We start from the raw sequence: 25,515 nt of genomic DNA, 5'->3' as shown, positions 1-25,515 counted from the left end.
ACGCCATGGCTGATACGACACCGAACAGGACCGGCGCGGCGACGCCGTCGGCCTCCACCCTGCGGGCCCAGGACAAGGCCGCCACCCTCATGGAGGCCCTGCCCTGGATCCAGCGGTTCGCGGGCACCACGATGGTCATCAAGTACGGCGGCAACGCCATGGTGGACGAGGACATGCGCCGGGCCTTCGCGGAGGACATCGTCTTCCTGCACCACGTCGGCATCCGCCCGGTGGTGGTGCACGGCGGCGGCCCGCAGATCAACGCGATGCTGGAGAAGCTGGGCATCGAGTCCGAGTTCAAGGGCGGCCTGCGCGTCACGACCCCCGAGGCGATGGACGTGGTCCGGATGGTCCTCACCGGGCAGGTGGGCCGGGAACTCGTGGGCCTCATCAACTCGCACGGCCCCTACGCCGTGGGACTCTCGGGAGAGGACGGCGGCCTCCTCCGCGCCGTCCGCACCGGCACCGTGGTGGACGGCGAGCAGGTGGACCTCGGCCTCGTCGGCGAGGTGACAGCGGTGCATCCGGGAGCCATCCTGGACATCCTGCAGGCGGGGCGCATCCCCGTGATCTCCACCGTGGCCCCGGAGTACGACGCCGACGGCGAGGCGACGCAGCAGGTGCTCAACGTCAACGCCGATTCCGCGGCCGCCGCGCTGGCGGCCGCCCTCGGTGCGTCGAAGCTCGTGATCCTCACCGACGTCGAGGGCCTGTACGCCTCGTGGCCGGACCGCTCGTCCCTGATCTCCTCCCTCTCGGTGGCGCAGCTCCGCGAGCTGCTGCCCAGCCTCGAGTCCGGCATGATCCCCAAGATGGCGGCGTGCCTGCAGGCCGTCGAGGCCGGCGTCGAACGCGCGCACATCGTCGACGGGCGCCTGGCCCACTCGATGCTGCTGGAGACCTTCACCACCGCGGGCATCGGCACGCAGGTGGTGCCGGATGACGCCGCAGCAGCCCCATCGACGGCAACAGCAACAACCACGGCGACAACCACGGCAACGGACACCGACACGTCAGGAGTACGGGCATGAACGAGACCGGTACGGCCACCACGGGCCGGCATGCGGGCGAGCCCAGCGGACCCGCGACGGGGGATGGTGCGGTGGAGCTCCTGACGGGCGGGGATTCCGGCGCGGCCTGGCTCGCGCGCTACAGCGGGGCGCTGATGGGTGTGTTCGGGACGCCGCAGCGCGTGCTCGTCCGCGGCTCCGGCTGCTACGTGTGGGACGCGGACGGCACGCAGTACCTCGATCTCCTCGGTGGGATCGCCGTCAACGCCCTCGGCCACGCGCACCCGTTCGTCACCTCCGTCATCACGAGCCAGCTCGCCACACTCGGCCACATCTCCAACTTCTTCACGAGCCCCACGCAGGTGGCGCTCGCGGAGAAGCTGCTCGCCCTCGCGCAGGCCCCCACCGGGTCCCGCGTGTTCTTCACCAACTCCGGCACCGAGGCCCTCGAGGCCGCCGTCAAGCTCGCGCGCCGCAACAGCTCGCCGGAGCGGCAGCGCATCCTCGCCCTCGACGGCGCCTTCCACGGACGCACCATGGGCGCGCTCGCCCTCACCGCGAAGAAGGCCTACCGGGAGCCCTTCGAACCGCTCCCGGCCGGCGTCGAGCACGTGCCCTTCGACGACATCGAGGCGCTCCGCAGCGCCATGGACGACTCCGTGGCCGCCCTGGTCCTCGAGCCGATCCAGGGAGAGGCGGGGGTGAGGCCGCTCTCGCCAGAGTACCTGCGGGCGGCGCGGGAGCTGACGCGCCGGCACGGTGCCCTGCTCATCCTCGACGAGGTCCAGTCGGGCATCGCGCGGACGGGCCGCTGGTTCGCCCACCAGGCGGTCGACGGCGTGGTCCCGGACGCCATGACACTCGCCAAGGGCCTCGGTGGAGGCTTCCCCATCGGCGCGCTCATCACCTTCGGGGAGGACGTGTCCACCCTCATCGGCGCGGGCCAGCACGGCACCACCTTCGGCGGGAACCCGGTGGCGACGGCAGCCGGGCTCGCGACGCTGCACACACTGGAAGCATCCGGCGCCCTGCAGCATGTGAGCGGGGTCGGTGCCTTTCTGCGGTCGGGGCTCGCAGCCGTCGAGGGCGTCGCCACGGTGCGCGGCGAGGGCCTGCTGATCGGCTTCGACCTCGACGGCGAGTACGCGCCGGCGGCGGTGCAGGCGGCCCTCGCGGCAGGCTTCATCATCAATGCGACCGGACCGGCGACCGTCCGGCTGGCACCACCGCTCATCCTCACCCTCGAGCAGGCCGCGACCTTCCTCGACGCCCTGCCCGCCATCCTCAGCACCGCCCTCACCACCGCCCGGGAGGCAACAGCATGACGCGCCACTTCCTCGTCGACACCGACCTCTCGCCCGCCGAGCAGGCCGAGGTGCTCGACCTCGCCGCCGAACTCAAGGCCAAGCCCTACTCCCACGCCCCCTTCGCCGGTGACGGCGCGGGCCGCAGGACGGTCGCCGTGATCTTCGACAAGACCTCGACCCGCACCAGGGTGTCCTTCGCCGCCGGCATCGCAGACCTCGGCGGCGTGCCGCTGATCATCGGCGCGGGGGATTCCCAGCTCGGACACAAGGAGTCCATCACCGACACCGCCAAGGTCCTCGAGCGCATGGTCGCGACCATCGTCTGGCGCACCTACGACCAGGCGGGCCTCGAGGAGATGGCCGCGGCGTCCGGCGTCCCCGTCATCAACGCCCTCTCCGACGACTACCACCCGTGCCAGCTGCTGGCGGACCTGCTCACCATCCGCGAGCACAAGGGCAGGCTCGCCGGTCTGACGATGACCTATCTCGGGGACAGCGCCAACAACATGGCCAACTCCTACCTCCTCGCCGGCGTGACGGCGGGGATGCACGTGCGGATCGCCGGGCCGGAGGGCTACCTCCCTGATCCGGCCGTCGTAGCGGCCGCCGAGGCGCGTGCGGCCGAGACCGGCGGGTCCGTCCTCGTGACCACGGACGCCGCCGCCGCCCTGGCCGGCGCCGACGTCGTCGCCACCGACACCTGGGTGTCGATGGGCCAGGAGGACGAGAAGGCCGCACGGCAGGACCTCTTCCGCCCGTACGCCGTCGACGCCGCCGCGATGGCGCAGGCCGCTCCCGACGCCGTCGTCCTCCACTGCCTGCCCGCCTACCGCGGCTACGAGATCGCCGCCGAGGTCATCGACGGGCCGCAGTCCCTCGTCTGGGACGAGGCGGAGAACCGGCTGCACGCGCAGAAGGCGCTGATGACGTGGCTCGTCGCACAGTCGGCGTCCGCGGCCGGACCAGGCCGCACGGAGCGCGGCTCATGACCGTGCAGCGGGATCCCGTCCGGCCCACCACGAAGACCGCGCGGCACGCCCGCATCACGGACCTGCTGACCGCGCAGTCCGTGCGCTCGCAGGGTGAACTCGCGGCACTCCTCGCCGCGGACGGCGTCCAGGTGAATCAGGGCACGCTGTCCCGGGACCTCGTGGAACTCGGCGTCGTCCGCGTCCGCGGAGCCGACGGCGCCCTGATCTACGCCGTCCCCGTGGAGGGCGGCGGCCGCCACGCGAGGAGCGGCGTCTCGCAGGAGATCCTCGACGCACGGCTCGCCAAGCTCTGCAACGAGCTGTTGGTGACCGCGGAATCCTCGGGCAACATCGTGATCCTGCGGACACCGCCCGGAGCGGCGAACTTCCTGGCCCTGGCCATCGACCACTCGGTGATTCCGTCCATCCTCGGCACCATCGCGGGGGACGACACCGTGATGCTCGTCAGCCGCGAGCCCGACGGCGGCGCCGCCGTCGCCGAACGGTTCCTCGGCCTCGCGCAGGAACCACAGGGGCCCGCCGAGCAGTCCTGACCGCCGCGCCGCTACGCTGGCATGGGTGCGGACCGACGACGCACCTTCCGGCCGGACACACAGGCTTCACCTCCCGGACTCCACGTCCGGACCACACGAACAGATGACACCACGGGCGCCCCGCCCGGACAATCGAAGGAGCAATTCCCGTGACCGAACGCATCGTCCTCGCCTACTCCGGCGGACTCGACACCTCCGTCGCCATCGGCTGGATCGCCGAAGCCACCGGGGCCGAGGTGATCGCCGTGGCCGTCGACGTCGGACAGGGCGGCGAATCGCTCGAGACCATCCGCCAGCGTGCCCTCGGCTGCGGTGCCGTGGAGGCCTACGTCGCCGACGCCCGCGAGGAGTTCGCCACCGAGTACTGCATGCCCGCCCTCAAGGCGAACGCCCTGTACATGGATGCCTACCCGCTGGTCTCGGCGCTGTCGCGTCCCGTCATCGTCAAGCACCTCGTCGCCGCGGCGCGGGAATTCGGCGCCACCACCGTCTCGCACGGCTGCACCGGCAAGGGCAACGACCAGGTGCGCTTCGAGGTCGGCATCCAGACCCTCGGCCCGGACCTGAAGTGCATCGCGCCCGTTCGCGACCTCGCGCTCACGCGTGACAAGGCCATCGCCTTCGCGGAGGAGAAGGGCCTGCCGATCGAGACCACGAAGAAGAACCCGTTCTCCATCGACCAGAACGTCTGGGGCCGCGCCGTCGAGACAGGCTTCCTCGAGGACATCTGGAACGGACCGACCAAGGACGTCTACGATTACACGGCCTCTCCCGAGTTCCCCCCGGCTTCGGACGAGGTCACCATCTCCTTCAGGGAAGGCATCCCCGTGGCGATCGACGGCAACGCCGTCACCCCGCTGCAGGCCATCGAGGAGCTCAACCGCCGCGCCGGCGCCCAGGGCATCGGCCGCATCGACATCGTCGAGGACCGCCTCGTCGGCATCAAGAGCCGCGAGATCTACGAGGCGCCCGGTGCGATGGCCCTCATCGCCGCGCACCGCGAACTGGAGAACGTCACCATCGAGCGCGAGCAGGCCCGCTTCAAGAAGACCGTGGACCAGCGCTGGACCGAGCTGGTGTACGACGGCCAGTGGTTCTCCCCGTTGAAGCGCTCGCTCGACACCTTCGTGGACGACACGCAGAAGTACGTCACCGGCGACATCCGCATGGACCTCCACGGCGGGCGTGCGACCGTGACGGGGCGCCGCTCCGACGTCGCGCTCTACGACTTCAACCTCGCGACCTACGATTCCGGGGACACCTTCGACCAGTCGATGGCCCGCGGCTTCATCGAGATCTTCGGCCTGTCCTCCAAGGTGGCATCGAGCCGGGACCAGCGGGCAGGCGCCTGATGGTGCCACAGCACGACGGCGGCCCGCGGGCGCAGGGGACGAACGAGGGATCGCTGTGGGGCGGCCGGTTCGCCGGCGGTCCCGCCGATGCCCTCGCCGCACTGAGCAAGTCGACGCACTTCGACTGGCGGCTCGCGACGTACGACATCGAGGGATCCCGTGCCCATGCGCGCGTGCTCAACCGGGCGGGACTGCTCGACGACGCCGAGCTGGCCGGCATGATCGACGCGCTGGACCGCCTCGACGCCGATGTGCGGTCGGGTGCGTACGCGCCGGCGGAGAGCGATGAGGACGTGCACGGCTCCCTGGAGCGCGGCCTGATCGAGCGCGCGGGCCCGGCCCTCGGCGGCAAGCTGCGTGCCGGCCGGTCCCGCAATGACCAGGTCGCCACGCTCGGCCGCATGTACCTGCGGGACCATGCCCGGATCATCGCGCGGGGCGTCCTCGCGACCATCGGGGCGCTCGTCGACCAGGCGGAGGCGAACCTCGAGGTGCCGATGCCCGGGCGCACGCACCTGCAGCACGCCCAGCCGGTCCTGCTGAGCCACCACCTGCTGGCCCACGCCTGGGCGCTGCTGCGCGATGTGCAGCGGCTGCAGGACTGGGACCGGCGCGCAGGCGTCTCACCCTACGGGTCCGGTGCACTCGCGGGATCGTCGCTGGGCCTCGATCCCGAGGCTGTCGCGGCGGACCTCGGGTTCTTCTCCGCGACGCACAACTCCATCGACGGCACCGCCTCACGGGACGTCTACGCGGAGTTCGCGTGGGTCGCGGCGATGATCGGCGTGGACCTCTCCCGCGTGAGCGAGGAGGTCATCATCTGGGCCACGAAGGAGTTCTCCTTCGTGACGCTCGACGATGCCTTCTCCACCGGATCCTCGATCATGCCGCAGAAGAAGAACCCGGACGTGGCGGAACTCGCGCGCGGCAAGGCCGGCCGGCTGATCGGCGACCTGACGGGCCTGCTGGCGACTCTCAAGGGGCTGCCACTGGCGTACAACCGGGACCTGCAGGAGGACAAGGAACCCGTGTTCGACGCCGTCGACACCCTCGAGGTCCTGCTGCCCGCGGTCTCCGGCATGATCGCCACACTCGTCTTCAACACCGAGCGCATGGCGGCCCTGGCTCCGCTCGGATTCGCGCTGGCGACCGACATCGCCGAATGGCTCGTCCGGCAGGGCGTGCCCTTCCGGGAGGCCCATGAGCTCTCCGGCGCCGCCGTCCGCGTCGCCGAGCAGCGCGGCGTGGAGCTGTGGGACCTGACGGACGAGGAGTTCGCGGGGATCTCCGTGCACCTGACTCCCGCGGTCCGCGAGGTCCTCACGGTCGAAGGCTCCCTGGCCAGCAGGGACGCACAGGGAGGCACGGCTCCGGCCGCCGTCCGGCGGCAGCTCGCCGCCCTGCGTGCCGAGCTCGACGGCGTCAGGGCGGACGGCGCCGCCTGACACGTCATCCAGGGACCCCGTCCTCCTTGGACAGCGTGAAGATCCCGTAGCGCATCGCGCCGGTGCGGTAGGCCAGGATCAGGCGGGGAATGCTCAGGAGGAAGCTGCGATTGCGTCCGTCGGTCGCGAGGCGACGTGTCTCGCGATCGACGAGCAGGGCCGTCACGACCCGGCGGGCGCAGATCGTCCAGGTGCGCGCGACGCGGCGGCTGACATCCTCGTAGCCGGTGACCGCAAAGCCCGCCGCTCGTGCCATCGCCTCGTACTCCTCGCGCGTGCCCATCGAGGGCAGGCGACCTTCACGGCAGATCGGCTCGAGCAGGTGGCGCACCTTCCACCTGCCGGCACCCGTCCCGGCGAGCCACGCACAGACCACCAGGCGGCCGCCGGGTGCCAGCACGCGGTGCGCCTCGGCGAAGAACCTGGACTTGTCGACCATGTGCTCGCTGGACTCGATCGCCCACGCGGCAGTGGCCGAGGCGTCGGACAATCCGTTGTCGAGCCAGTCCCGGAGCCGGACGTCCACGTCGGGCGAGGGGTGAGCGGCGGCGTAGCCGGCCTGCTGGGCGGACAGCGTGACGCCGGTGACACGGACGCCGCGGAACTCGGCGAGCCGCCGTGCGGTGGAGCCGTAGCCGCATCCGATGTCGATGCACGTCTCGCCGGGCATGAGGCGCAGCCGGTCACCGACGGTGTCGACGAGCGCCTCGACGGCTTCGGCCGGGGTCTCGCGACCCGTGGCCCACAGCCCGTGATGCACATGCTCGCCCCACACCCGGCGATAGACCGGATCGAGCTCGTCGTAGTGGTCGGCGACCGCCGCCTCGTTCTGGGAGATGTCCGGCACGATCACGCGGTCACCCTACAGCGCCGGTCCCTCCGGATACACCCCCTGCCGACGAAGGGCGCGCTCCCGGTCCGGGCCGCGACGACCCCGCTACGCCCGCCGCGAAGTGCTTTGACAGGCTGCGGAGCCCGGCGCAGTGTGTGAGCATGCAGCCCACCGTGCAGCGCGCCTCGCTCCGGGAATTCTTCCCCTACCTCAGGGGGCACGTGCGCGTCCTCCTCCTCGTCGCCGTCGTGTCCCTCGTGTCGACCGGCCTGTCGATCGCCCAGCCGCTCCTGGTCCAGCAACTCGTCAACGCCGTGTCGGCGAGCGAACCCGCAGCGCTCTTCGTCTGGTTCCTCGTGGCGATCACCCTGGGCGGCGCCGTCTTCGGGGCGGCCCAGTCCTACCTCCTGCAACGGACGGCGGAGTCGGTGGTCCTCGGCGTCCGCCGCTCGCTGGTGGGGCAACTGCTCGCGCTGCCCATCCGCGAGTTCGACCGGCGGCGCGTCGGGGACCTCATGTCCCGCGTCGGGTCCGATACGACCCTGATGCGCAGCGTGATCACCTCGGGACTCTTCGAGATCGTGTCGTCCATCCTGATGTTCTGCGCCGCCGTCGTCCTGATGGTCCTGATCGATCCGCTGCTGTTCGCCATCACGCTGTCCGCCGTCCTCCTGGGTGCGGGCGGGGTCCTGTTCCTGGGACGACTCATCCGCAGGCGCAGCCGCGACGTGCAGGACGCCGTCGGGTCGATGACCGCGGCCGTGGAACGCGGGCTCTCGGGCATCCGCACCATCAAGGCGTCCGTCGCGGAGGAGCGCGAAGCGGCGGTCATCGACGTCGAGGCGGCGAAGGCCTTCCGCGCCGGCATCGCCATGGCCAGGCTGCAGGCCGCGGTCCAGCCCATCATGTCCATCTGCGTCCAGGGCGCGTTCATCGTGGTCCTGGCCGTCGGCGGCATCCGCGTCGCAGCGGGGGAGCTCCGGCTCGGCGACCTCATCGCCTTCATCCTCTACCTCTTCCTGCTCGTGATGCCGATCGGATCCGCGATGAGCGCTTTCGTGCAGATCCAGTCGGGACTCGCCGCGCTGGACCGCATCCAGGAGATCGCCCGGCTCGAGCCGGAGCGGCGTGATGAAGGGGGCCTCGCCGGACCCCGCGCCGAACCTCCCGCCGCCCTCGGGAGCAGCACGATCGAGGTGCGCGACGTGAGTTTCCGGTACGCCGTCGCGGAGGCAGCGGCATCACCCACCGGAGGGGCCGAGGCATCGCGTGGTCCGCGGGACCAGCAGGATCCGCGGCGGCCGCCGGAATCATCGGGTTCGCCGGAGTCCCCGCGGTCGCCGGAGTCCCCGCGGGAGGCGGCAGTGCCCGACGACGACGGCCGGCTCGTCCTCGACGGTGTCAGCTTCACGGTCCCCGCGGGCAGCAGGACGGCGCTCGTCGGCCCGTCGGGCGCCGGGAAATCGACCCTGCTGGCCCTGCTCGAGCGATTCTACGAGCCGACCGGCGGCAGCATCAGCCTCGACGGCGTCCCGCTGCCCCGCATGCCGCGGTCCGTCCTCCGGTCCCGCATCGGTCTCGTGGAGCAGGAGGCGCCGGTCCTCAGCGGCACCCTTGCCGACAACCTGAGGCTGGCTGCTCCCGGCGCGACGGACGACCAGCTCCGGAGCGTCCTGGCCGCCGTCGGCCTCGACGCCCTCGGTGACAGATCCGACGACGGCCTGGACCTCGACCTCGGGGAGGACGGCATCCGCCTCTCCGGCGGCCAGAGGCAGCGCCTGGCCTGGGCGCGCGTCATCCTCGCCGACCGTCCCGTGCTGCTGATGGACGAGCCGACCTCCGCCGTGGACTCCCGGACGGAGCAGCTCCTGCAGCAGACCCTGGCGGAGGCAGCCCGCGACCGCACCGTCGTCGTCGTCGCCCACCGCCTCTCGACGGTGGCGGACTTCGACCAGATCGTCGTGCTCGACCAGGGGAGGGTCGCCGCTGTCGGGACGCACGAGGAACTCCTGGAGAGCAGCGAGCTCTACCGGGACATGGCAGCCCGCCAGCGCCTGGTGGCCCACGCCTGACGCGGTCCTCGCCCGCGTCAGGCGGGAACGGGCAGCCCGGCCTCCCGGTCGAGCAGTCGCTGCTTCACCGGCAGGCCCCAGCGGAAGCCGCCCAGCGAGCCGTCGGTCCTGATGATCCTGTGGCACGGGACGAAGAGGGCGGCGGCGTTCTTCGCGCATGCTCCGGCGGCGGCGCGGACGGCGGTGGGGTTGCCTGCCCGCTCCGCGTACTGCAGGTAGGTGACCGGCGCCCCCGGCTCCACCGTGCGCAGGACATCCCACGCGTGGGCGCGGAAGGGGCCGGATGCCTGGCGCACCGTCACGGTCCGGACGGCGCCGAAGTCGCCGTCGTAGTAGCGGGCCACGGCGTCGAGGATGGGCTGCACGGAGGAGGCCGCCGGGTCGAAGGCCGATGTCCTGATGCTCGGATGGATCTGCCCGGTCAGTTCGGAGGCGAAGGCGGTCCATCCGGACGAGAGCACGGCGCCCTCCGCCTCGATGACGGTGAAGGGACCGTCCGGAGTGTCGACGGTGGTGGTGGTAGCGCCCCGCAGGGCCGGGGAATGGGTGGGCGCCGTGGTCATGGGGATTCCGTTCGGTGAGTGGGAACAGGGTACGTGGCTGCTGCGTCACGGGAGGACATCGAGGTGCCTCCTGCCTCTCTGCGCGGTCGGTGCGCTCGCAGTCCTCCAGAGGTGCATCGTCGCGTAGGAGCGCCAGGGGCTGACGCCGGCCATCGCGGCCTCGAGCGGCCTGTCCCGATTGCGGAGGGGCGCGCCGGCGAGCAGGGACCAGCCGGTGCGGACGGCGGCATCGGAGGGGAGATGGATGTCGGGGTGGCCGAGAACGCGCATGAGCACATAGTCCGCCGCCCACGGTCCGACGCCGTCGAGTCGGAGCAGTTCCGACCGGAGCGTACCCGCGTCCGAACCGACGTCGATCCTCAGGGCGCCGGACGCGAGCGCCCTCACGACAGCGCGCAGCGCATCGTTGCGTGGGCGCGGTCCGCGGAGCAGGAGATCGGGCGCCTCCGAGAGCTCCTGCGCCGTGGGGAACAGCCGGGTCAGGGCGCTGCCGGGAGCGTCCACCGTGCTGCCCGCCCCGGCGAGGTGGTCCAGCGAACGGGTCGCCGCAGCGGCCGGTACGTGCTGACCGACGATCGCGCGGACGAGGGTCTCATGGGGATCCACCGAACCGGGCAGACGCATGCCGGGCGAGGACGCCACGAGGGCGGCGAAGGACGGATCGCGTGACAGGGCCGCATCGATGGCGACGGGATCGGCGTCGAGGTCGAACAGGCGGCGGATGCGGCCGAGGAGTGCGGGGAGGTCGCCCAGCCCGGACACGGACACCGAGACCGGCAGGGCGGCCTGTCCGACGCCGCGCGGCTCGACGGCGGCGGCTTCGAACCAGGCGGGCCCGGCCGGCAGGTCGACGAGCCGCTCGTAGCCGGCAGCGGTCCCTCGTTCGATACCGTCCACGGATCGCGCAGCAAGGAAGCCGAAGATCCCGTTGTCGTAGGGAGCACGCACGGGCAGGGCCAGTGAGATCCTGACGGTGCCACCGACGATCGCACCGGTAGCGACGGCGCCGCCGACGGCATCACGCGGCTGCCGGGCGGCCTCGCGAACCTGCCGGGGGGTGAGGTCGAAGACCTGCCGGACGGTGTCGTTGAACTGCCGGATGCTGCCGAAACCCGCCGCGAACGCCACATCGGCGAGTCGAAGCGACGAGGCGGTCAGCAGGGTCCGGGCGGTCTGGGCGCGGTGGGCGCGTGCGAGCGCGAGTGCGCCGGCACCCAGCTCCTCCCGGAGTATCCGGTTGAGGTGCCGGGGTGAGTACCCCAGGCGTGCGGCGAGACCCGCGACGCCGGCGCGGTCCACCTCGCCATCGGCGATGAGCCGCATCGCCCGGGCGGCGGCATCGCTGCGCAGGTTCCATCCCGGGTCCCCCGGGACGGCCTCCGGCAGGCACCTCCGGCAGGCACGGTAGCCTGCCTCGTGTGCGGCGGCGGACGTGCGGTAAAAGGTGACGTTGGACGCCTTGGGTGTGCGGGCCGGGCAGGACGGCCGGCAGTAGATTCCCGTGCTGGACACGGCAGTCACGAACTGCCCGTCGAAACGCACGTCGCGGGCATCGATCGCCCGGTACTGCTGCCAGAAGTCCATGCCGCAATCCTGCCACCCCGCCGCTCGAGGAACTGGCGGGTTTCGGACACGGCTGTGGGACGGAGTGGCTGCGGCGTTTGCTACGGTCGACGGGTGGACGAGCAGCCCGGGATCGACGAGGACCTTCGCACGAGGCTGGGTGGGAGCGCCCTCGACGTCGCGCCCCTGCTCCTCGGCGCGCACCTGACGCACCGCCACGGCGACGGGGACGTCACGGTGCGGATCTCGGAGGTCGAGGCCTACCTCGGCCCGGACGATCCCGGGTCCCACGCGTTCCGCGGGAAGACCGCCCGCAATGCCACGATGTTCGGTCCCCCCGGGCACCTTTACGTCTACTTCACCTACGGGATGCACTACTGCGCCAATATCGTCTGCGGCACGGACGGGTGGGCCACCGGCCTGCTCCTGCGGGCGGGCGAGATCGTCGAGGGCGTCGAGGGTGCACGGGAGCGGCGCTCCCGCCCGGCCTCCGATCTCGACCTGGCCCGGGGCCCGGCCCGGCTGGCCCAGGCCCTCGGCCTGGACCGCCGGTTCGACGGCGCCGATGCGCTCGCGGACCCGTTCCGGCTGGCCCTCCCGGACAGCCCGCCGGAGGTCATCGCGCGGGGGCCCAGGGTCGGCGTGAGCGGTGTCGCGGGGAGCGAGGAATACCCGTGGCGATTCTGGCTCCCGCAGGACCCCACGGTGTCCCGCTACCGTCCGGGGAAGCCGCGCCGAGCCCGTAAGGTTGATCCGTGAGAATCAGCGGAATGAACACCGGCAATCCAGCGGGCGCAGGAGCAGGACCATCCGGGATGTCGGCCCGGGCGGCTGAAGCGATCGACCGCCTGTGCGCCGTCGTCCCCGACTTCCCGTCACCCGGCATCATGTTCCGTGACCTCACACCGGTCTTCTCCGACGCCTCCGCCTTCCGCGCCGTGGTCGACGCCGTCGCGGAGCCCTTCGCGGGATCCTTCGACGTCGTGGCCGGGGTCGAGGCCCGTGGCTTCGTCCTCGCCGCTGCCGTCGCCTACGCGACGGGCACCGGCGTCGTGACCGTGCGGAAGGCGGGCAAGCTGCCCCGCGCCGTGTACCGGGAGTCGTACGACCTGGAGTACGGCCAGGCGGCGCTCGAGATCCACCAGTCCGATCTCCCCGCCGGAGCCCGCGTGCTGGTGCTCGACGACGTCCTCGCCACCGGCGGAACACTCGTCGCCGCATGCGCGTTGCTCGAAAGGGCAGGAGCGGCTGTCGCCGGTTGCGGAGTGGTCCTCGAGCTCGGTGCCCTCGGCGGACGCGACCGGCTGACCGGCCGGCCGGTCCACGCGCTGCAGATCGTATAGCGTCCCGCCGCGCTAGACTTGACGGTCCGCCTTTGATGGAAGGAACTCTCCGATGCACGAGACGTCGCAGGCCAACGCCGAGCTGGAACACGAGCGCGACTACGTCGACGGCCTGTACTCCCGCCTCGATGAGCTCCGCGCCGAGAAGGCCCAGCAGCTCGCAGAGGTACGGCGTACCCAGGCGGCCGGATCGCACCAGAACAGGTCGGAGCGGGATGCCTTCGCCACCATGTACGAGGACCGCCTGGCCCAGCTGAACGCCGTCGACGACCGCCTCGTGTTCGGGCGGCTCGACCTGGACGACGGCGACAAGCGGTACATCGGCCGGATCGGCCTCTCGGACGAGGAGCTCCGGCAGCTCATGGTCGACTGGCGGGCACCCGAGGCGGGCACGTTCTACCAGGCCACGGCCTTCGAGCGCATGGGCGTCCGCCGCCGCCGCCACCTGATCCTCTCCCGGCGCGACGTCGTCGCGATCGAGGACGACGTCCTCGACGCGGACCTGCTCGGCGACGACGACTCCCTGCAGGGCGAGGGCGCGCTGCTCGCAGCCCTCAACACCCGGCGCACCGGCCAGATGTCCGACATCGTGGGGACCATCCAGGCCGAGCAGGACCGCATCATCCGGGCACCGCTGCCCGGGGTGACCGTCGTCCAGGGCGGCCCCGGTACCGGCAAGACAGCGGTGGCGCTCCACCGGGCCGCCTACCTGCTCTACACGTACCGCGACCGACTGAAGTCCGCGGGTGTGCTGCTGGTCGGGCCCACGGATGCCTTCATGAAGTACATCGAGCGCGTCCTGCCGTCCCTCGGCGAGACCGGTGTCGTCATGGCGGGTATCGGCACACTGATGCCCGGCATCCACACCGTCCAGGAGGGGGACGAGAAGGCCGCCGCGGTCAAGGGCTCGCTCGACATGGTGCAGATCCTGAGGACTGCGGTTGCGAACCGTGAGCGGGTCCCGGCGGAGAACAAGCGCCTCAACGTCGAGGGGACGATGCTCACCCTGACGCCCCGGCAGGTCGCCCGCGCCCGCGACCGCGCCCGCGCCACCGGCAAGCCCCACAACGAGGCCCGCGTCACCTTCGTCAAGATCCTGCTCCGCGAGCTCACCGAGCAACTGCTGGACAAGCTCGAGGAGTCCTCCGGCGGCGGGAACAACGCCGACCGGTCGTACCTCGCCGAGGACGTCCGCAGTGCGCGCGACGTACGCATCGCCCTCAACCTCGCCTGGATGCCCCTCACGCCGCAGAAGCTGGTGTCGGAGCTGTTCGCGCGTCCCGAACTGCTGCGTGCCGCTGCTCCCGCCCTGGCCGACGACGAACTGGCCGCGCTCGCCAGGCCGGCCGACGCCCCGTGGACCGAGGCCGACGTGCCCCTGCTCGACGAGGCCGCCGAACTGCTCGGGGAGCTCGATCCATCCGCCGGCCGTGACAGTGCAGCACGTGACCAGGAACAGAAACGCGATCTCGCCAATGCCGAGCGTGCCCTGGAGAACGTCAACGCCTCGCTCGAGGACGCCGGGGTGGACGGCGTGCTCACGGCGGAGGACCTCGCGCAGCACAACGCCGTCTCCGCGACCCGCCTGACCGCCGCCGAGCGTGCGTCCGGCGACCGCACCTGGGCCTACGGGCACGTGGTGGTGGACGAGGCCCAGGAGCTGTCCCCGATGCAGTGGCGCCTGCTGATGCGCCGCTGCCCGGTGAAGTCCTTCACCATCGTCGGTGATATCGCCCAGACGAGCTCGGCGGCGGGGTCCCGGTCCTGGCAGCAGGCGCTCGAGCCGTTCGTGGGGGAGCGCTGGCAGCTGGAGGAACTGACCGTGAACTATCGCACGCCGTCCCAGATCGCCGAAGCCGCAGTACGGATGGCCAACGCCGCGGGGCTCGTGGTCTCCGCGCCCAAGGCCGTGCGGGAGGGTCGTTTCCCGCCGATCCTGGACACCGTGCAGGAGCTGGTGCCGGCGCTGGTGGACGCCCTGCCCGAGGAACTGTCGGCGATCGACGGCGGACTGCTCGCCGTCATCGCCCCCGAAGACCTCCTCCCGGCGGTCCGCGCGGCGTTGGTGCCCGTCTACGGTGACCGCATCGGCACGGGCGCCGGCGGCCCCGCCCAGGACATCGTGGTGATCAGTCCGCGTGAGTCCAAGGGACTGGAGTTCGACGGCGTCGTCATCCTCGAACCGCAGGAGATGCTCGATTCCGCGACGGCCAGGGTGGGTGACCTGTACGTCGCGATGACGCGTCCCACACAGCGCCTCCGCGTCATCTCGACCGGCAGAATTCCGGCTGGTATCGCCGACTGATAATTTGGAGGGGTGTCCCAGCAAACAGATACCCCCGTCAGTGGCCTCGCGGGCCAGCGCAACGATCCTTCGTTCTCGAACATCTACGACGAGCTGGTGTGGCGCGGGCTGGTCTATGTCTCCACGGACGAGGGTGAGCTGCGGGAACTGCTGGCCGGTCCGGCCATCACGTTCTACTGCGGGTTCGATCCGACGGCGCCGAGCCTGCACCTGGGCAACCTCGTCCAGCTCCTGACCATGCGCCGGCTCCAGCTCGCCGGGCACCGGCCGCTCGGCCTCGTCGGAGGGTCCACGGGCCTCGTGGGAGATCCGCGCCCGACGGCGGAACGGACCATGAACACCAAGGAGACCGTCGCCGAGTGGGTCGGGTACCTCCAGGGCCAGGTCCAGAGATTCCTCGACTTCGAGGGCGGCAACGCCGCCCGCATGGTGAACAATCTGGACTGGACCGGTCCGATGAGCGTCATCGACTTCCTGCGCGATGTCGGCAAGTACTTCCGCGTGGGCACGATGATCAAGAAGGAGACGGTCGCCAAACGGTTGAACTCCGACGAGGGCATCAGCTACACGGAGTTCAGCTACCAGATCCTGCAGGGCATGGATTACCTGCAGCTGTACCGCGAGTACGCGTGCGTCCTGCAGACCGGAGGTTCCGACCAGTGGGGGAACCTCACGAGCGGCACCGATCTTGTGCGCAAGGTCGAGGGCAAGGGTGTCCACGCCATCGGCACACCGCTGATCACCAACTCGGACGGCACGAAGTTCGGCAAGAGCGAGGGCAACGCCATCTGGCTGGACGCCGCGATGACGAGCCCGTACGCGATGTTCCAGTTCTGGCTCAACACCTCCGACGCCGACGTCGCCGAGCGCCTGCGGATCTTCACATTCAGAACCAGGGAAGAGATCGAGGAGCTCGAGAGGGCGACGGCGGAGCGCCCGCACGAGCGGGCGGCGCAGCGTGCGCTGGCCTTCGACGTGACCTCGCTCGTGCACGGGGTGGACGCGACGGAGAAGGTGATCGCCGCGTCTGCCGCCCTGTTCGGGCAGGGCGACCTGGAGACGCTGGAACTGACCACGCTGCAGGCCGCCACAGCGGAGCTCGAGTCGGTCTCCGTTCCGAGGGACCGGCGGGGCATCGTCGAACTCCTCGTCGCGTCGGGTCTCGCGGCGAGCAACTCCGCGGCACGCCGCACCGTCGCCGAGGGCGGAGCGTACGTGAACAACACGAAGATCACGGACCCCGACCATGCCGTCGGGGACGAGGACCTGCTGCACGGCCGCTACCTGCTCGTCCGCCGCGGCAAGCGCAACCTCGCGATGGTCGACGTCGCCTGACCGTCCGCTTTCGCTTCCGCCTCGAAACCGGCACTCTCCTCGTGGGGGTGCCGGTTTTCGCTGTCCGTGTGGGGGTCGGTCTCGTCGTGGGGTCGGTGTGGTTGTGGTTGGGGTGTGGGTGGATTTGGTGGTGGGGGTGGGGTGGTCGTATAGTTATGGAGTTGCCCCGGTGAGGGTGACGAACCCCCCTTGATGAAGTTGAAGTTGTTCCGGCGTGTGCTGTGCACGGTGCTGGGGTCGGCTTCTGGTTTGTTGTCGGTTGTGTGGGTCTGCTGGTTGGTTGTGGTGCTGGTTTTCGGACTGGTGGTGCGGCTGGGGGCGGATTTGCAAGGCCGGGTTGGAGCGGGTAAGCTTGTAAAGTTGCTTCGGAGCGAGGACACAGCGGTTTGGTTGTGTTTGGTGCCGGTAGCTCCTGTTGTTTGAGAACTCAATAGTGTGCCAAGTTTGTTGATACCGATTGTTTTTTGATTGGTTGAATTTGCTGGTTGCCGCACCCCGTGTGGTGGCTGGTTTTTTTGGCTGGTTTCGAATTTTGTGCAATGGTGTCACCCGTTTTCCCGGGTGATGTTGTTGTGTCTGTAATGCATTTACGGAGAGTTTGATCCTGGCTCAGGATGAACGCTGGCGGCGTGCTTAACACATGCAAGTCGAACGATGAACCTCACTTGTGGGGGGATTAGTGGCGAACGGGTGAGTAACACGTGAGTAACCTGCCCTTGACTCTGGGATAAGCCTGGGAAACCGGGTCTAATACTGGATACGACCTTCTGGCGCATGCCATGTTGGTGGAAAGCTTTTGTGGTTTTGGATGGACTCGCGGCCTATCAGCTTGTTGGTGGGGTAATGGCCTACCAAGGCGACGACGGGTAGCCGGCCTGAGAGGGTGACCGGCCACACTGGGACTGAGACACGGCCCAGACTCCTACGGGAGGCAGCAGTGGGGAATATTGCACAATGGGCGCAAGCCTGATGCAGCGACGCCGCGTGAGGGATGAAGGCCTTCGGGTTGTAAACCTCTTTCAGTAGGGAAGAAGCCGGCTCTTTGGGTTGGTGACGGTACCTGCAGAAGAAGCGCCGGCTAACTACGTGCCAGCAGCCGCGGTAATACGTAGGGCGCAAGCGTTATCCGGAATTATTGGGCGTAAAGAGCTCGTAGGCGGTTTGTCGCGTCTGCCGTGAAAGTCCGGGGCTTAACCCCGGATCTGCGGTGGGTACGGGCAGACTAGAGTGCAGTAGGGGAGACTGGAATTCCTGGTGTAGCGGTGAAATGCGCAGATATCAGGAGGAACACCGATGGCGAAGGCAGGTCTCTGGGCTGTAACTGACGCTGAGGAGCGAAAGCATGGGGAGCGAACAGGATTAGATACCCTGGTAGTCCATGCCGTAAACGTTGGGCACTAGGTGTGGGGGACATTCCACGTTTTCCGCGCCGTAGCTAACGCATTAAGTGCCCCGCCTGGGGAGTACGGCCGCAAGGCTAAAACTCAAAGGAATTGACGGGGGCCCGCACAAGCGGCGGAGCATGCGGATTAATTCGATGCAACGCGAAGAACCTTACCAAGGCTTGACATGAACCGGAATGATGCAGAGATGTGTCAGCCACTTGTGGCCGGTTTACAGGTGGTGCATGGTTGTCGTCAGCTCGTGTCGTGAGATGTTGGGTTAAGTCCCGCAACGAGCGCAACCCTCGTTCCATGTTGCCAGCGGGTTATGCCGGGGACTCATGGGAGACTGCCGGGGTCAACTCGGAGGAAGGTGGGGACGACGTCAAATCATCATGCCCCTTATGTCTTGGGCTTCACGCATGCTACAATGGCCGGTACAAAGGGTTGCGATACTGTGAGGTGGAGCTAATCCCAAAAAGCCGGTCTCAGTTCGGATTGAGGTCTGCAACTCGACCTCATGAAGTTGGAGTCGCTAGTAATCGCAGATCAGCAACGCTGCGGTGAATACGTTCCCGGGCCTTGTACACACCGCCCGTCAAGTCACGAAAGTTGGTAACACCCGAAGCCGGTGGCCTAACCCCTTGTGGGAGGGAGCCGTCGAAGGTGGGACCGGCGATTGGGACTAAGTCGTAACAAGGTAGCCGTACCGGAAGGTGCGGCTGGATCACCTCCTTTCTAAGGAGCGCCTCATGTTCATGTGCCCGTCCAGTGTGTCGGGTGTGTGGCGTGCAGGAGTTAGCCCATAGCGCGGGCGTTTGTTCCGCGGTGGGTGCTCATGGGTGGAATATCAATGAATAGGTGCCTGGTGGCTCCTGGCGGTTCGTGAGTACGTCTCATCGTCTGTGTCCGTGTTCCTTCCTTTCGGGGTGGGGTGCGGTTCGGTGGTGGTTCTGGAAAGCGGGTTGCCGGTGTGGTTGCCGGGTGGTGTTTGGCACACTGTTGGGTCCTGAGATAACAGGGCCTTCCTGCGTGGTTCGTGGTGGTGCGGGTGTCCGGTGTTTGCCGGGTGTCTGTGTCGGTGCGAGGTGGTGGGGGGGTTGGGTTGTTTCTGGTTTTCCTGCGCATGCTGGTCGCCGGTCCCCTTGGTTGGGGTGGTGTCCGGGTGTGTTGGGGTTGTTGGTTGAGAACTGCATAGTGGACGCGAGCATCTTAAAAAGAAGCAATTTCTAAGATAAATCTGGTTTCGGACGTATGTCCGGGCCTGGTTTTCTCGATATGTTTTTGATCTTAGTGGTCAAGTTTTTAAGGGCACACGGTGGATGCCTTGGCATCAGGAGCCGAAGAAGGACGTGGGAATCTGCGATAAGCCTGGGGGAGTTGATAACCGAACTTTGATCCCAGGATGTCCGAATGGGGAAACCCCGCCCGGCGCGCGAGTGACCGGGTGACCCGTATCTGAACACATAGGGTACGTGGAGGGAACGTGGGGAAGTGAAACATCTCAGTACCCACAGGAAGAGAAAACAATAGTGATTCCGTTAGTAGTGGCGAGCGAACGCGGAACAGGCTAAACCAGTGGTGTGTGATAGCCGGCGGGCGTTGCATCACTGGGGTTGTGGGACTTTCCGTTCCAGTTCTGCCGGACTGGTGAAATGAGTGCGTGCGTATAGGTGAACGGGTTTGAAAGCCCGGCCGGAGAGGGTGTTAGTCCCGTAACCGTAATGCGTGACGCCGTTTGGAGAGGATCCCAAGTAGCACGGGGCCCGAGAAATCCCGTGCGAATCTGCCAGGACCACCTGGTAAGCCTAAATACTCCCTGATGACCGATAGCGGACCAGTACCGTGAGGGAAAGGTGAAAAGTACCCCGGGAGGGGAGTGAAATAGTACCTGAAACCGTGTGCCTACAAACCGTCGGAGCAACCTTAGTAGTTGTGACGGCGTGCCTTTTGAAGAATGAGCCTGCGAGTTAGTGTTACGTCGCGAGGTTAACCCGTGTGGGGAAGCCGTAGCGAAAGCGAGTCTGAATAGGGCGACCAGAGTGGCGTGATCTAGACCCGAAGCGAAGTGATCTACCCATGGCCAGGTTGAAGCGACGGTAAGACGTCGTGGAGGACCGAACCCACTTCAGTTGAAAATGGAGGGGATGAGCTGTGGGTAGGGGTGAAAGGCCAATCAAACTTCGTGATAGCTGGTTCTCCCCGAAATGCATTTAGGTGCAGCGTTGCGTGTTTCTTATCGGAGGTAGAGCTACTGGATGGCTAATGGGCCCTACAAGGTTACTGACGTCAGCCAAACTCCGAATGCCGGTAAGTGAGAGCGCAGCAGTGAGACTGTGGGGGATAAGCTTCATAGTCGAGAGGGAAACAGCCCAGACCACCAACTAAGGCCCCTAAGCGTGTGCTAAGTGGGAAAGGATGTGGAGTTGCCCAGACAACCAGGAGGTTGGCTTAGAAGCAGCCACCCTTGAAAGAGTGCGTAATAGCTCACTGGTCAAGTGATTCCGCGCCGACAATGTAGCGGGGCTCAAGTACACCGCCGAAGTTGTGGCATTCACATATATCCCAAGCCGGAGACTTGTTCTCCTGGTTCAAGGGTGTGGATGGGTAGGGGAGCGTCGTGTGGGCAGTGAAGTCGCGGTGTAAACCAGCGGTGGAGCCTACACGAGTGAGAATGCAGGCATGAGTAGCGAAAGACGGGTGAGAAACCCGTCCGCCGAATGATCAAGGGTTCCAGGGTCAAGCTAATCTGCCCTGGGTAAGTCGGGACCTAAGGCGAGGCCGACAGGCGTAGTCGATGGACAACGGGTTGATATTCCCGTACCGGCGAAAAACCGCCAATACTGATCGAGGGATACTAACCGCCAGAAGCATGACCGCCCACCCTTGTGGTGACGTGGTTTTTTGTGGATCGCGGGACCTGATCTCGGGAGGTAAGCGTATTAACAGGTGTGACGCAGGAAGGTAGCCGAGCCGGGCGATGGTTGTCCCGGTCTAAGGATGTAGGGCAGAACGTAGGCAAATCCGCGTTCTTGTGTTCGATCACGAGCCTGAGATCTGATGGGACCCCCGTATGGGGGAATTCGGTGATCCTATGCTGCCGAGAAAAGCATCGGCGCGAGGTTTTAGCCGCCCGTACCCCAAACCGACACAGGTGATCAGGTAGAGAATACTAAGGCGATCGAGAGAATTATGGTTAAGGAACTCGGCAAAATGCCCCCGTAACTTCGGGAGAAGGGGGGCCCCAACTGTGATGGTGACTTGCTCACCGGAGCGGATCAGGGCCGCAGAGACCAGGGGGAAGCGACTGTTTACTAAAAACACAGGTCCGTGCGAAGTCGCAAGACGATGTATACGGACTGACTCCTGCCCGGTGCTGGAAGGTTAAGAGGACCGGTTAGTTTCACGCTTGCGTGGGACGAAGCTGGGAATTTAAGCCCCAGTAAACGGCGGTGGTAACTATAACCATCCTAAGGTAGCGAAATTCCTTGTCGGGTAAGTTCCGACCTGCACGAATGGAGTAACGACTTCCCCGCTGTCTCAACCATAAACTCGGCGAAATTGCAGTACGAGTAAAGATGCTCGTTACGCGCAGCAGGACGGAAAGACCCCGAGACCTTCACTATAGTTTGGTATTGGTGTTCGGTGTGGCTTGTGTAGGATAGGTGGGAGACTGTGAAGCGTGGACGCCAGTTCATGTGGAGTCATCGTTGAAATACCACTCTGGTCACTCTGGATATCTAACTTCGGCCCGTAATCCGGGTCAGGGACAGTGCCTGATGGGTAGTTTAACTGGGGCGGTTGCCTCCTAAAAAGTAACGGAGGCGCCCAAAGGTTCCCTCAGCCTGGTTGGCAATCAGGTGGCGAGTGTAAGTGCACAAGGGAGCTTGACTGTGAGAGAGACATCTCAAGCAGGGACGAAAGTCGGGACTAGTGATCCGGCGGCACATTGTGGAATGGCCGTCGCTCAACGGATAAAAGGTACCTCGGGGATAACAGGCTGATCTTGCCCAAGAGTCCATATCGACGGCATGGTTTGGCACCTCGATGTCGGCTCGTCGCATCCTGGGGCTGGAGTAGGTCCCAAGGGTTGGGCTGTTCGCCCATTAAAGCGGTACGCGAGCTGGGTTTAGAACGTCGTGAGACAGTTCGGTCCCTATCCGCTGCGCGCGCAGGAAATTTGAGAAGGGCTGTCCTTAGTACGAGAGGACCGGGACGGACGAACCTCTGGTGTGTCAGTTGTACTGCCAAGTGCACCGCTGATTAGCTACGTTCGGATGGGATAACCGCTGAAAGCATCTAAGCGGGAAGCCTGCTTCAAGATGAGATTTCCATACACCTCGAGTGTGAGAGGCCCCCAGCCAGACCACTGGGTTGATAGGCCGGATGTGGAAGCAGGGACGAAAGACCTGTGAAGCTGACCGGTACTAATAAGCCGATAACTTACACCACACACCACCCCCCACCGGGACCCCTGGGCAACCAGGACACCAGTGACCACGGGGGACGGTGAAGATCACATGCTACGCGTCCACTATGCGGTTCCCAACCAACAACCGGAGAACCACAACTGAATATGAGTACATCCAGCACGACGGATGTAACCCCACAGATTTACCGGCACCCCACACCCCGCACCACCAGGTACGGGACGAAACGGTGCGTCAGGTAGCAAGGGTTACGGCGGTCATAGCGTGGGGGAAACGCCCGGTCCCATTCCGAACCCGGAAGCTAAGACCCACAGCGCCGATGGTACTGCACCCGAGAGAGTGTGGGAGAGTAGGACACCGCCGGACAACACTTAACACAGGGAAGGCCCCACACCACCAGGTGCGGGGCCTTCCCCCCTTTAACGGCTCTTCACGAACGAGGGTGGGGACTGTCCGATAAACGGTGTGTGGGGTCCGGCGGTTTTCATCAGTAAGTGGTCTTCTCGAACCGGCCCGCGAAGGTAATCGCGAACGCGTTGAGCGCCGGCTTCCACCTGATCACCCAGCGTGCTTTGCCGCCGCCAGTGGGGTCAAGGGACCGGGTCACGAGATACAGGCATTTCAGCGCCGCGGCCTCGTTCGGGAAGTGGCCCCTGGCGCGCACCGCTCGGCGGTAGCGGGCGTTGATCGACTCGATCGCATTCGTCGTGCAGATGACCCGTCGGATCTCCACGTCGTATTCGAGGAACGGCACGAATTCCGCCCAGGAGGATTCCCAGAGGTTTACGATCGCCGGATACCGCTGGCCCCACTCGGCTGCGAACTCCGCGAACCGGTCCTTCGCCGCCGCTTCGGACGGCGCGGTGTAGACGGGTTTGAGGGCTTTCACGATTCCGTCCCGGTGTTGCCGGCCGGCGTAGCGGAAGCTGTTGCGGATCAGGTGCACGACGCATTGCTGCACGACGGTCCGCTCCCAGGTCGTGTTGATCGCCTCGGGCAGGCCTTTGAGCCCGTCGCAGACGGCGATGAGCACGTCCTCGACGCCTCGGTTTTTCAGCTCGGAAAGGACCTGCAGCCAGAACCTCGCTCCTTCACCTCCGTCGCCGGCCCAGATGCCCAGGATGTCGCGTTCCCCGTTCGTGGTGACGCCCATGACGACGTAGAACGGGGTGTTGCGGACCTGCCCGTCCCGGACCTTGACCACGATCGCATCAACGAAGAGGACCGGGTAGAGCGGGTCCAGCGGACGGGAAGCCCACTCGCCCAACTCGCCGGCGACCTTCTCCGTGATCCTCGAGATCGTGTCTTTGGAGACCTTGGCCCCGTAGACCTCCTCGAAATGCGCGGCTATTTCACCCGTGGTCAGTCCGCGGGCGGAGAGGGAGAGGACGATCTCGTCGATGCCGTCCAGGCGTCGTTTCCGTTTGGGTACGATCACCGGCTCGAACGAACCGTCCCGGTCCCTTGGCACTTCGATTTCGACCGGGCCGATCTCGGTCAACACCGTCTTCGGCCTCGTACCGTTGCGCATGTTCTCTGCGATCGGTGTCTGCCCGTGCTCGTGCCCGAGGTGCTCGGTCAGCTCCGCTTCCAGAGCGGTTTCCAGCACGTTCTTCGTGAGCTGGCTCAACAAGCCACCAGGGCCAACCAGGCTCACGCCCTGCTCCTTCGCCTGGGCGAGCAGGCGTTCAGCAAGGTCCTTCTGATCGATGGTTTCTCCCGTCACAGGATCGATCATCGCCTCTGATACTTCGGTCGTGAAGTCGTTCACGGCCATCTCCTCTCGGATCAGGCCGAACCCTCACACACCGTTTTTCTGACAGTCCCCGAGGGTGTAGCGCGGGTCTGAGATGTGGTGTCTTGAGAGCTCCCAGCGCTGTGGGCAGTTGCTTGATAGTGGGGTCAGTGGCGAAAGCACGTCCATCTCATGGATGGTGGATGAACGCTTGGGCGGTGTACGAGCGAGGCCGATCAGGAGAACCTAGTCAACCCTTGTGACTCTGGTCCTGGTCGTGGAGAGACAGCGTATCGGTGGGGGTTGCTGATTGTCCTTTTGCGGTCACGTCCTTGGGTCGTCCTTGGGTCGTCCGTGCGTCGGTCGAGTAGTTCGAGGGATGTATTCCAGAGCCGGGTGGCGTTGGAGGGGTCCAGGGCGTAGGCGCGGACACCATGGGTTCCGTTGATGATCTCCGGTACGACGGCGGCTTCGGTGCAGTCCTCGAGGTATCTACCTCCGATTCCGTCGAGAAGGGGGGAGATGGCGGCGAATACTGACGTCGCTGCTCCCTGTTCCGGTGTTTTCGTCGTGAAGCCGGCGGCAGCGACGTGCTTCTTCGTTGCGGCGAGGGTGTCCGGGTTCCAGTGGCGTTGCAGGTTGGTCCAGATCCCGCCGGGCATGACGGCGTTCGCGATGATTCCATCGGTAGCCCACCGTCGGGTGGCTTCGACGGCGAAGAGGACATTCGCTGTCTTTGACTGCCCGTAAGCGTGCCCTGCATCGTAGGGCCTTTGATCGAAGAACAGGTCGTCATACACGATGTCGGACATACCGTGCCCGCTGGAACTCAACGACACGATCCTGGCTCCCCCTGCTGCTGCCAGTGCACTGTGTAGTCGGTGTGCGAGAGCGAAGTGCCCGAGGTGGTTGGTGGCGAATTGCAACTCCCAACCACGAGGTGTCCGTAGCTCCGGGGTCATCATGATGCCTGCGTTGTTGATCAACAGGTGCAATGGGCCCGACCAGATATCCGCGAACCGGTTGACCGAGTCGATGTCGGCGAGATCGAGCAATGAGGCGTGGACGATCACGCCGGGCCGGGTGCCAGTGATGTCCTCGGCGACGCGGCGTCCGGCGTCGATGTCGCGGACGGCGAGCGTCACTTCGGCGCCGGCATGTGCGAGGGCGCGGGCGGTCTCGATGCCGATGCCGGAGGAAGCGCCGGTGACGATCGCGGTCCTGCCCGTAAGGTCGATGCCCTCGATGACCTCACTGGCGGTACTCGTGGCAGTGAACGGTGAGTCGATGGTGGTCATGGGTAGGTGCCCTGTCTT

16 protein-coding genes and 3 rRNA genes are annotated in these 25,515 nt (G+C 66.6%); 14 read left to right on the top strand and 5 right to left on the bottom strand.

Going from position 1 to position 25,515, the window contains the following annotated elements:
* Positions 1 to 5: 5 nt before the first annotated feature.
* The 6 genes from argB to argH all read left to right on the top strand — a co-directional run bounded on the left by argB (position 6) and on the right by argH (position 6,639).
* Complete coding sequence (gene argB, locus AC1MFI_RS16675) at positions 6 to 1,031, top strand: acetylglutamate kinase (RefSeq protein ID WP_479818311.1); 1,026 nt, start codon at positions 6 to 8, stop codon at positions 1,029 to 1,031.
* The gene (locus AC1MFI_RS16670) at positions 1,028 to 2,335 is read left to right on the top strand and encodes an acetylornithine transaminase (RefSeq protein WP_479818309.1); all 1,308 of its coding nucleotides are present in this window, start codon (positions 1,028 to 1,030) and stop codon (positions 2,333 to 2,335) included. Before argB ends, AC1MFI_RS16670 begins: the two co-directional genes overlap by 4 nt.
* Positions 2,332 to 3,306 carry an ornithine carbamoyltransferase gene (argF, locus tag AC1MFI_RS16665; protein ID WP_479818307.1) on the top strand — a complete coding sequence of 325 codons (975 nt, stop codon included), beginning with the start codon at positions 2,332 to 2,334 and terminating at the stop codon, positions 3,304 to 3,306. The genes AC1MFI_RS16670 and argF overlap by 4 nt, the downstream gene beginning before the upstream one ends.
* Complete coding sequence (locus tag AC1MFI_RS16660; protein WP_479818305.1) at positions 3,303 to 3,842, top strand: arginine repressor; 540 nt, start codon at positions 3,303 to 3,305, stop codon at positions 3,840 to 3,842. The genes argF and AC1MFI_RS16660 overlap by 4 nt, the downstream gene beginning before the upstream one ends.
* A 149-nt stretch (positions 3,843 to 3,991) precedes the next feature.
* Positions 3,992 to 5,194, top strand: coding sequence for an argininosuccinate synthase (locus AC1MFI_RS16655; RefSeq protein WP_400483293.1), 1,203 nt, complete (start codon positions 3,992 to 3,994; stop codon positions 5,192 to 5,194).
* Entirely contained in the window at positions 5,194 to 6,639 is a 1,446-nt protein-coding gene (gene argH / locus AC1MFI_RS16650) for an argininosuccinate lyase (protein ID WP_479818303.1), read from the top strand. The genes AC1MFI_RS16655 and argH overlap by 1 nt, the downstream gene beginning before the upstream one ends.
* Positions 6,640 to 6,643: 4 nt before the next feature.
* Here argH and AC1MFI_RS16645 read toward each other — a convergent pair whose 3' ends face one another.
* Entirely contained in the window at positions 6,644 to 7,492 is an 849-nt protein-coding gene (locus tag AC1MFI_RS16645) for a class I SAM-dependent methyltransferase (RefSeq protein WP_479818301.1), read from the bottom strand.
* Positions 7,493 to 7,632: 140 nt separating this feature from the next.
* Between AC1MFI_RS16645 and AC1MFI_RS16640 the strand changes: the two genes are divergently transcribed.
* Positions 7,633 to 9,543: an ABC transporter ATP-binding protein gene (locus AC1MFI_RS16640; RefSeq protein ID WP_479818299.1), complete on the top strand. Its 1,911-nt coding sequence runs from the start codon at positions 7,633 to 7,635 to the stop codon at positions 9,541 to 9,543.
* Positions 9,544 to 9,560: 17 nt separating this feature from the next.
* Here the strand turns inward: AC1MFI_RS16640 and AC1MFI_RS16635 are convergent, their stop codons facing one another.
* Together AC1MFI_RS16635 and AC1MFI_RS16630 are read right to left on the bottom strand one after the other, a co-directional pair.
* On the bottom strand, positions 9,561 to 10,106 hold the full coding sequence (locus AC1MFI_RS16635; RefSeq protein ID WP_479818297.1) for a methylated-DNA--[protein]-cysteine S-methyltransferase: 546 nt from the start codon (positions 10,104 to 10,106) through the stop codon (positions 9,561 to 9,563).
* A gap of 45 nt (positions 10,107 to 10,151) precedes the next feature.
* The gene (locus AC1MFI_RS16630; RefSeq protein WP_479818296.1) at positions 10,152 to 11,690 is read right to left on the bottom strand and encodes a DNA-3-methyladenine glycosylase 2 family protein; all 1,539 of its coding nucleotides are present in this window, start codon (positions 11,688 to 11,690) and stop codon (positions 10,152 to 10,154) included.
* 93 nt (positions 11,691 to 11,783) lie between these two features.
* Between AC1MFI_RS16630 and AC1MFI_RS16625 the strand changes: the two genes are divergently transcribed.
* From AC1MFI_RS16625 to rrf, 7 genes are all read left to right on the top strand, one after another.
* Complete coding sequence (locus tag AC1MFI_RS16625) at positions 11,784 to 12,428, top strand: DNA-3-methyladenine glycosylase (RefSeq protein WP_479818294.1); 645 nt, start codon at positions 11,784 to 11,786, stop codon at positions 12,426 to 12,428.
* Between the two features lie 56 nt (positions 12,429 to 12,484).
* Positions 12,485 to 13,012 carry an adenine phosphoribosyltransferase gene (locus tag AC1MFI_RS16620; protein WP_479820931.1) on the top strand — a complete coding sequence of 176 codons (528 nt, stop codon included), beginning with the start codon at positions 12,485 to 12,487 and terminating at the stop codon, positions 13,010 to 13,012.
* Between the two features lie 52 nt (positions 13,013 to 13,064).
* Positions 13,065 to 15,317, top strand: coding sequence for a HelD family protein (locus tag AC1MFI_RS16615; protein WP_479818292.1), 2,253 nt, complete (start codon positions 13,065 to 13,067; stop codon positions 15,315 to 15,317).
* Positions 15,318 to 15,329: 12 nt separating this feature from the next.
* Positions 15,330 to 16,652, top strand: a complete 1,323-nt coding sequence (gene tyrS / locus AC1MFI_RS16610; protein WP_479818291.1) for a tyrosine--tRNA ligase — start codon at positions 15,330 to 15,332, stop codon at positions 16,650 to 16,652.
* Between the two features lie 586 nt (positions 16,653 to 17,238).
* Positions 17,239 to 18,772, top strand: a 16S ribosomal RNA gene (locus tag AC1MFI_RS16605).
* Positions 18,773 to 19,329: 557 nt separating this feature from the next.
* A 23S ribosomal RNA gene (locus tag AC1MFI_RS16600) occupies positions 19,330 to 22,486 on the top strand.
* A gap of 227 nt (positions 22,487 to 22,713) precedes the next feature.
* Positions 22,714 to 22,830, top strand: a 5S ribosomal RNA gene (rrf, locus tag AC1MFI_RS16595).
* Together the 16S, 23S and 5S rRNA genes form the textbook arrangement of a ribosomal RNA operon.
* A 121-nt stretch (positions 22,831 to 22,951) precedes the next feature.
* On the opposite strand, the gene AC1MFI_RS16590 is transcribed toward rrf, so the two are convergent.
* Positions 22,952 to 24,202, bottom strand: coding sequence for an IS256 family transposase (locus AC1MFI_RS16590; RefSeq protein WP_479820930.1), 1,251 nt, complete (start codon positions 24,200 to 24,202; stop codon positions 22,952 to 22,954).
* A 233-nt stretch (positions 24,203 to 24,435) separates the two neighbouring features.
* Positions 24,436 to 25,497 carry an SDR family NAD(P)-dependent oxidoreductase gene (locus AC1MFI_RS16585; protein ID WP_479818289.1) on the bottom strand — a complete coding sequence of 354 codons (1,062 nt, stop codon included), beginning with the start codon at positions 25,495 to 25,497 and terminating at the stop codon, positions 24,436 to 24,438.
* Between the last annotated feature and the right edge of the window lie 18 nt (positions 25,498 to 25,515).

Source organism: Arthrobacter sp. BC5 (assembly GCF_056680255.1).
Note: the sequence above shows the minus strand (reverse complement) of the source record. Positions and strands in the feature narration are given on the sequence as shown.